This is a genomic window from Roseicyclus sp., assembly GCF_052168335.1.
GTDB lineage: Bacteria > Pseudomonadota > Alphaproteobacteria > Rhodobacterales > Rhodobacteraceae > Roseibacterium.
In genome coordinates, this window is record NZ_JBQLZP010000105.1 from 1 (window position 1) to 7,637 (window position 7,637).

The window sequence follows — 7,637 nt, forward strand, 5'->3', positions numbered from 1 at the left end:
CGCGGCGAGGCCCGCGAGCGCGCGCGCCCGGCCCGTGGCCCGCGCATCGTCGATGGCCGCGCGCAGCAGGCCCGCCCCGTGGCGCGCGCAGATCCCCCGGATCAGCCGCGAGGCGCGCCGCCCGGCCGAGATCTGCGCCCAGAGGTCGCCGGTCACGAAGTCCGGCAGGCGCGAGTTCGTCCGGATGATGTCGGCCACGGCCTCGTTGCGCCGCCCCTTCTCGAAGAGCTTCACGATGGGCAGGCGCAGGCCCTCGGCAACGATCCCGGTGACGTCGACCGCCATCGAGCCCGGCGTCCGCCCGCCGATGTCGCCCCAATGCGCGATCGAGGCCGCCCAGGCGACGCATTCCCCCTCGAAGAAGACCGGCTCGGCCACGACCACGTCGTTGAGATGCGTGACGCCCCCGAAATTGGGATCGTTGGTCAGGAAGACGTCGCCCTCGGCGATGCGCCCGCCCTCGCGCGCGAGGATCGCCTTCACCGACTTGTCGAGGACGCCGACGAAGGACGGGATGCCCGCGCCCGAACTGACCAGTTCCCCTTCCGCGTCGGTGATCCCGGTGCCGACGTCCAGCACCTCGTAGATGATCGGGCTCATCGCGGTCTTGCGGAGAACCTCGAACATCTCCTCGGCGGCGGCGTCGAGGGCCGCCTCGATCACCGACAGCGTGAAGGGATCAGCCATCGATCCGGACCGCGTCGCGCGGCAGGCCCGAGAGGATCTCGGGGCCGTCGGTGCGCAGGATCACGATCTCCTCCAGCCGGATGCCGAAGCGGTCGGGCATGTAGATGCCCGGCTCGATGGAGAAGACCATCCCCTCGTCGAGCACGGTCTGCGAGGTGGCGGTGATGTAGGGCGGCTCGTGGACCTCGGTGCCGAGGCCGTGGCCGGTGCGGTGGACGAAGTAGTCACCGTAACCCGCCTCCGTGATGACGCCGCGCGCCGCGTCGTCGACGACATGCGCCTTCACGCCGGGCCGCGCGGCCTTCAGCGCCGCCGCGACCGCGCGCTCGACCACCGCGTGGACCTCGGCATAGCCCTCGGGGCCCGCGCCGATCAGCGCCATGCGCGTGATGTCCGACGAATACCCCTCCGACCCCGCGCCGATGTCCATGACCACCGCGTCGCCGGGCTTCAGCACCGTCTCGCCGGTGTGGTGGTGCGGGAAGGCGCCGTTCCGGCCCGTGCCCACGATGGTGAAGAGCGGCTTGGCGCCGTCCTGCGCGAAGCTCGCCCGCGCGATGGCGGCCACCTCCGCCTCGGTCATGCCGGGGCGCATGGCGGCCCAGGCGGCCTGCATGGCGCGGTCGGCCTGGCCCGCGTTGCGCTTGAGCGCGGCGTATTCCTCGGCCGACTTGCGCATCCGGAGCGCGCCCACGGTGTCGGCGGTGAAGCTGCGCGCGGCCCCGGGCAGCGCGTCCGTCACCAGCGCGGCGTGGTCGGCCCGCATGCACTCGTCGAGGACGAGCGCGCCCGCGCCCTCCGCCCCGAACGCGGCGAGCAATGCGCGCAGCGCCGCCTCCGGCCCCTCGGCGTCGGCCCAGGGGAAGAACGGCAGATCGGTCTGCTGCCGCGCGCTTTCGGCCTCGAGCGCGGGCATGAGGAAGCCCGCGTACCCCTGCGTCACGACGGCGAGGCAGGGCCGCTCGTCGGCGTGCGGCCTGACGCCGAGAAGCCAGGCCATGTGCGCGCCCGGCGCGAGCACCACGATGTCGGTTCCCGTCTCGGCCATGCGCGCCCGCAGCGCCTCGAGCCTGTGATTGCTGGTCATTGCCGTCTCTCCCGTCTCAGTTTCCCGTCTCGATCACGACCTTGCCGTGCGCCTTGCGGGGCCGGCTGAGGTAGGCCCAGGCGTCGCGGTAGCCCTCCATCGGGTAGACCCGGTCGATCCGCGGCGCGAGCCTGCCGTCCGACAGGGCGGCATAGACGAAGGCCGTGCCGCGCCCGCGCGCCGCGTCGTCCTCCACGTAGTTGAAGAGCGAATAGGGTTTGAAGGTCGCGTTGGCCTGGAACATCTCGACGAAGGGCAGCGTCGGCCATTCTCCGTCGAGCGTTCCGTAGAAGAAGATCTGCGCGTTCCGCGCCAGCGCCGGCGCATAGCGCGCGATCATGCCCGCGCCCACCGGATCGAAGGCCGCGTCGATGCCGCGCCCGTCTGTCGCCGCGCGGATCTCGGCGGCGAGGTCGGTGTCCTCGCCGGTGACGATGACGTGGCGCGCGCCGCTCTCGCGGAGGTAGGCGGCACTGTCGGGGTCGCGCGTCGTGCCGATCATGTTCGCCCCGGCGAGGCGCCCGATGGCGAGCGCGGCGTTGCCCGCCGTGCCGGTCGCCGCGGTGACGAGGATCGAGGTGTCCGGGCCCGCCTTCGCCAGCTCCGTCACCGGGTAGTAGGCGGTCATGAACTGCATCCAGACCGACGCCGCCTCGACCGCCGTAAGGCCCTCGGGCGCGGGCGTCACGTAGCGCGCGTCGACGCAGGCGAAGTCCGCGCTCGTGCCGTCGTTGCCGTAGAAATAGGGCAAGGTGCAGTAGCGCCGCCCGAGCTCGATCCCGGTGACACCCTCGCCCAGCGCCTCGGCCACGCCCGCCGCCTCCATCCCGATCCGCGCCGGAAAGCGCGGGAAGCTGAAGGAATAGCGGTCGAGCATCAGGTCCATGTCGCCCCAGTTGAGCGCGAAGGCCTCGATCCTGAGGCGCACCTGCCCCGGACCCGGCACCGGAACCGGCGCCTCGACGAGGTCGAGCCCCGCCCAGCCGTCGGACCCGTGGATGACCCATTCGCGGGGCATTCATGCCTCCACGACGATGCGCCCGCCGAAGGCCGGGCCGTTGTCGAAGCTGCCGATGGCGGCGATCTCGGCCTCGGGCGGGGCCTCGCAGGACCACTTGCGCGAGGGCACCCAGCCGCAGTCGCGCTTGAGGAGGGCGCCGTATTCCGCCCGCTTCAGCGCCGCGATGGAGGGGTCGATGACCGGCACGCCGAGGCGGTCCTCGACGTTGCGGTAGAAGCCCACCTCCATCGTGCAGCCGAGGATCAGCGCCTCGGCGTAGTCCTCCTCGACCGCGCGGCGGCCGGCGGCGATCAGGCGGCTCTCGGTGCGGGCGTGGTCCTCCTGGAACTCGGTCACGCCGAGCTCGACATGGTAGAAGCCCGCCAGCCGGTCGCGATGCCCGAGCGCGTGGACGGTGGACTGCATCTGGTCGACCCACTTGCGCCGCCCCACGATCACGCCGAAGCGGTTCGAGAGGCTGGCCGCGATCTCGCACGACGCGGCGCAGGGCGCGGTCACGATCATGTCGCCCGAGACCTCGCGCGCCTCGGCGAGGCCGGTGTCGTAGAAGCAGCCGATGGCGAGCGCGTCGAAGCCCTCGCGCGCCGCCGCACGTGCGGCGCGGATGATCCCCGCCGTCACCATCCCCTCGTAGCTGCGGAACTCGATGTGCGAGAAGCGGCCGACGCTCTCGGGCAGCGAGGTGACGTGGACCTCGGTTCCCGGCAGCTTGTAGTCCCGCGCCATCTCCGCGAAGAGGTCGTCGTGCCCCGCCCTGTGGGCGACGGGGCTGAGATACATGATCTTGACCATCTGGTGTCCTCCCCCTCAGACCTTCACGCCGTGGATCTCCTCGGCACGCGCGGCGTCGAGAAGGCCGTTCTTCACGTCGCGCCGCACCGCGTCCGGGTCGCGCGCCTTCGGGTCGCCGTAGCCCGCCCCGCAGGAGGTCACGACGCGCACCACGTCGTCGGTCGTCAGCGAGAGCCCGGAGACGAAGCTGTAGCGCGCCGTCTCGCCGCCGGCCTTCAGCACCTCGACGTAGTTGCCCGAGCCCTCCTCGCCGCCCTCGAGCGGCCAGGGCTTGACCCGCGAGCGCGTGTAGCCCGCCGTCAGGAACCCCTTCTCGGTGCGGATGCGGTATTCGAGCACAAGGCCCCGCCCGCCGGTCCACGCCCCCTCCCCGCCCGGCGCGGTGTTGAGCGCCATGCGGTCCACGAAGAGGCCGTTGCGCGCCTCCGAGATCTCGGCGGGCGTGTTGTAGGTCTCGCCGTGGAAGCCCGAGAAGATGCAGGGGTTGCCGTCCCGCCCGTCCCAGGCGCCCCAGCCGCCGATCTGCGGCTCGATGATCGTGTATTGCCGCCCCGTGTCGGGGTGGATGCCGCCGATGAAGGTGCCGCAGATCGAGCTGAAATGCCCGGCGGGCAGCCGCTCGGGGATGTGCGGCGCGAGGCAGCGCCAGATCAGGTCGTAGACCCGCACCTCCGTCTCGAAGTAGAAGCCGATGGCCGCGGGCTCGCCCGCGTGGAAGATCGAGCCCTCGCGCGTCAGCACCTTGAGCGGCCGGAAGCTGCCGTCGTTGGCGGGCGTCTCGGGGTCCGTCACCGACTTGAAGACCATCTGCGCGCAGATCATCGTGCCGTCGCGGCTGGTGTTGGTCGGGCCCGCGTCCTGGTCGGGGTTGTCGCGCAGGTCGACCACGAACTCGTCCGCCGAGATCGTGATCTTCACGTTGAAGACGCGGCCGTCGTCCTGCTCCTCGCTGAGTTCGAAGGTCCCGTGCGGCAGCTTGGCCAGCTCGGCCTTGGCGGCCTGCTCGCCGAAGGCCATGAACTGCTCCATCGCGCGGATGAAGGTGTCGACGCCGTATTTCGCGGCCAGCCCCTCGAGCCTTCGCGCGCCCACCCGGACGCTCGCGATGGCGGCCCAGACGTCGCCCTTGAGAAAGTCGGGCATCCGGCTGTTGACCGTGATGATGTCCATCACCGACTGGTCGGTCTCGCCCTCGCGGATCAGCTTGACCGCCGGAAGGCGCAGCCCCTCCTGGAAGATCTCGGTCGCCTCCCCCGAGAGCGAGCCGGGCGCCATGCCGCCCACGTCCGAGTTGTGCGCGATGTTCGCCGTCCAGGCGATGAGCCGCCCCTCGGCGAAGACCGGCATGGCCAGCACGAGGTCGTTCAGGTGCGTGACGCCGCCGTGCCAGGGGTCGTTGGTGATGAAGACGTCGCCGGGGCGGATGTCCGCGTGCTTGGACAGGATGAACTGCACCGACTTGTCGAGCACTCCGATGAAGGCCGGGATGCCCGCCCCCGACGAGGCGATGCGCCCCTCCGCGTCGGTGATGCCCGTGCCCATGTCGAGCACCTCGTAGATGATCGAGGACATCGCCGTCTTGCGCATGGCGGCGAACATCTCGTCGGCGGCGGCCTGGAGCGAGTTCTGGATGATCTCCAGCGTGATCGGGTCGTTCGCGCTCATGCCCGTCCCTCCAGGTGGATGTGGATGTTGCGGAAGGCGTCGACCTCGACGCGGTTGCCGGGGTGGATGACGACGGTGGTGCCCGCGTCCTCCACGATCGCGGGGCCGGTGAAGGCCATGCCGGGCGCGAGGCGGTCGCCGTCGTAGATGTCGGCCTCGTGCCGCCCCTCGAGCGCGTAGTCGACGACGCGCCGCCCCTTGTGCGCGGGCGTGGCGTCGGGCGGTCCGAGCTCCGCCGGCTTCATGGTGAGCTTGCCGACCTCGGCGCGGGCGACGAGGTGGATGCCGACCATCTCGACCGGCGCGTCGAGGCGGTAGGTGTATTCGCGCTCGTAGGCGGCGTGGAAATCGTCCGCGATGGCGCCCAGCGCCGCGTCCGTCACCGGCCCCTGAAGCTGCACCTCGGTCGTGTGCTCCTGGTTCTGGTAGCGGAACTTGCCGTAGCGCAGGAAGTCGACGCGGGCCGGATCGACGCCCTCCTCCTCGAAGGTGGCGCGGGCCTGCGCCTCGGCCTCGGCGAACACGCCCTCGATCACCGCGCCCGCGCCGGGCGCCAGGTCGCAGAGCTGCGTCACGAAGTAGTCGCGCCGGAGGTCGGACATCATCATGCCCCAGGCCGAGAAGACGCTGGCCGCGTTCGGCACGACGACCTTGCGCACCTGGAGCTCCTGGCCCAGCGCCACGCCGTGCATCGCGCCGCCGCCGCCGAAGGCCAGCAGCGTGAAGTCCCGCGTGTCGTGGCCGCGGTTGAGGCTGACGAGTTTCAGCGCGTTGACCATGTTGTTGTTGGCGATGCGGATGATGCCCTGCGCCGCCTCGTCCACCGAGACGCCGAGCCTCTCGCCCACGGCCCTCAGCGCCGCCTCGGCCGCGCCCATGTCGGCCACGACCTCGCCGCCGCAGAAGAAGTCGCGGTTGATCCGGCCGAGCCAGAGGTTCGCGTCCGTCGTCGTGGCGTCCGTCCCGCCGCGGCCATAGGCGGCCGGCCCCGGCTGCGCGCCCGCCGATTGCGGGCCGACATGCAGCTTGCCGAAGTCGTCCACCCAGGCGATCGAGCCGCCGCCGTTGCCGATCTCGACGAGGTCCACGACCGGCACCATGATCGGGTAGCCCGCCGACTTGCGGCTGCGCTCGATCCAGTAGTCGGTCATGATGCGGACCTCGCCGCCCTCGATGAGCGAGCACTTCGCCGTCGTCCCGCCGATGTCGAGGGCGAGGATGTTCGGCTCGCCGATCAGCTTGCCGAGTTCGGCCGCGCCCCAGAAGCCGGACGCGGGACCGCTCTCGACCATCGTGATCGGCACGGCGGAGGTGGCGGCGAGGCTGTCGACGCCGCAGTTCGACTGCATGATGTAGGGGCTCTTGCGCAGGCCCTGCGCCCTCAGCCCCTCGTCGAGCTTGCCGAGGTAGCGCGCCGCGACCGGCTGCACGAAGGCCGAGAGGACGGCGGTGTTCGTGCGCTCGTATTCGCGCCATTCCCGCGTGATCTGGTGCGCCGCGACGACCGAGACGCCGGGCCAGAGCCGCCGAACCTCGGCCAGCGTCGCCTCCTCGTGGGCCGTGTTGGCGTAGCCGTGGAGGAGGCAGATCGCGACGGCCTCCACCCCCTCGGCGCGGAAATGCTCGAGGATCGCGGGCAGGCCCGAGAGGTCGAGCGGCGCACGCTCCTCGCCGCGGTAGGTCATCCGGCCCGGCACCTCGGCGCGCAGGTGGCGCGGCACGAAGGGCGCGGGCTTCACGTAGTGGAGGTTGAAGAAGTCCGGCCGGTTGCCGCGCGCGATCTCGAGCACGTCGCGGAAACCCTCGGTCGTGACGAGACCCACCTTCACGCCCTTCCGCTCGGTCAGGGCGTTGATGACGACGGTGGTGCCGTGCGCCATGAAGTCGACCGTTTCGGGCGCGATCGCGCCCTTGGCCAGCACGTCGAGGACGCCCTTCTCGTAGTCGGGGGGCGTGGTGTCGGACTTGGCGGTGACGATCTCCATCGTCCCGTCGGGCCGCATCTCGAAGGCGACGAGGTCGGTGAAGGTTCCGCCCACGTCGGTCGCCACGCGCCGGATCGTCTGTGCCATCTCAGGCTCCTTTCTTCAGGGACGCGGCCAGCAGGAAGGCGGCGGCGCCCGGCAGCTTCAGGGCTTCGGCGGCGGCCACGCGGTCGGGCGTGTAGTGGCCGGCCTCGTGCAGGCAGTTGAGCGTGCCGATCACGGCGCCGCCCACCACCACGGGCACGTTCATGCAGGACTCGCAGCCGAGCGACCGGATCAGCTCGTGGTCCGGGAAGACATCGGCGATCTCCTCGATCGTGTTGGCCACGAAGGTCTCGTGCCGCCCCTCCACCACGTCGGTCCAGCGCCCGGACTGGAGCGGCTTCTCCCCCGAGACCGG

At 71.1% G+C, this 7,637-nt stretch carries 7 protein-coding genes; all 7 read right to left on the bottom strand.

The window, feature by feature from the left end:
- Window positions 1-687: hydantoinase B/oxoprolinase family protein (locus tag ACTS11_RS03265; RefSeq protein WP_442638911.1), on the bottom strand; the 687-nt coding region annotated here is incomplete at its 3' end.
- Window positions 680-1,774, bottom strand: coding sequence for a M24 family metallopeptidase (locus tag ACTS11_RS03270; RefSeq protein ID WP_442638912.1), 1,095 nt, complete (start codon window positions 1,772-1,774; stop codon window positions 680-682). The genes ACTS11_RS03270 and ACTS11_RS03265, both read right to left, overlap by 8 nt.
- Before the next feature lie 16 nt (window positions 1,775-1,790).
- Window positions 1,791-2,792 (bottom strand): zinc-binding dehydrogenase, encoded by a 1,002-nt coding sequence (locus ACTS11_RS03275; RefSeq protein WP_442638913.1) that lies wholly within the window; start codon window positions 2,790-2,792, stop codon window positions 1,791-1,793.
- Window positions 2,793-3,587 carry an aspartate/glutamate racemase family protein gene (locus ACTS11_RS03280; protein WP_442638914.1) on the bottom strand — a complete coding sequence of 265 codons (795 nt, stop codon included), beginning with the start codon at window positions 3,585-3,587 and terminating at the stop codon, window positions 2,793-2,795. It abuts the gene before it with no gap.
- A 15-nt stretch (window positions 3,588-3,602) separates the two neighbouring features.
- Window positions 3,603-5,252 carry a hydantoinase B/oxoprolinase family protein gene (locus tag ACTS11_RS03285; RefSeq protein ID WP_442638915.1) on the bottom strand — a complete coding sequence of 550 codons (1,650 nt, stop codon included), beginning with the start codon at window positions 5,250-5,252 and terminating at the stop codon, window positions 3,603-3,605.
- Window positions 5,249-7,324 (bottom strand): hydantoinase/oxoprolinase family protein, encoded by a 2,076-nt coding sequence (locus tag ACTS11_RS03290; RefSeq protein WP_442638916.1) that lies wholly within the window; start codon window positions 7,322-7,324, stop codon window positions 5,249-5,251. Before ACTS11_RS03290 ends, ACTS11_RS03285 begins: the two co-directional genes overlap by 4 nt.
- A gap of 1 nt (window position 7,325) precedes the next feature.
- A partial coding sequence (locus ACTS11_RS03295) for a GAF domain-containing protein (protein ID WP_442638917.1) occupies window positions 7,326-7,637 on the bottom strand: 312 nt, incomplete at its 5' end.

Excerpts from the sequence above, each read along its gene's own strand:
- ACTS11_RS03270 (WP_442638912.1), bottom strand. The coding sequence starts at position 1,774 with ATGACCAGCAATCACAGGCTCGAGGCGCTGCGGGCGCGCATGGCCGAG.
- ACTS11_RS03275 (WP_442638913.1), bottom strand. The coding sequence starts at position 2,792 with ATGCCCCGCGAATGGGTCATCCACGGGTCCGACGGCTGGGCGGGGCTC.
- ACTS11_RS03280 (WP_442638914.1), bottom strand. The coding sequence starts at position 3,587 with ATGGTCAAGATCATGTATCTCAGCCCCGTCGCCCACAGGGCGGGGCAC.
- ACTS11_RS03285 (WP_442638915.1), bottom strand. The coding sequence starts at position 5,252 with ATGAGCGCGAACGACCCGATCACGCTGGAGATCATCCAGAACTCGCTC.
- ACTS11_RS03290 (WP_442638916.1), bottom strand. The coding sequence starts at position 7,324 with ATGGCACAGACGATCCGGCGCGTGGCGACCGACGTGGGCGGAACCTTC.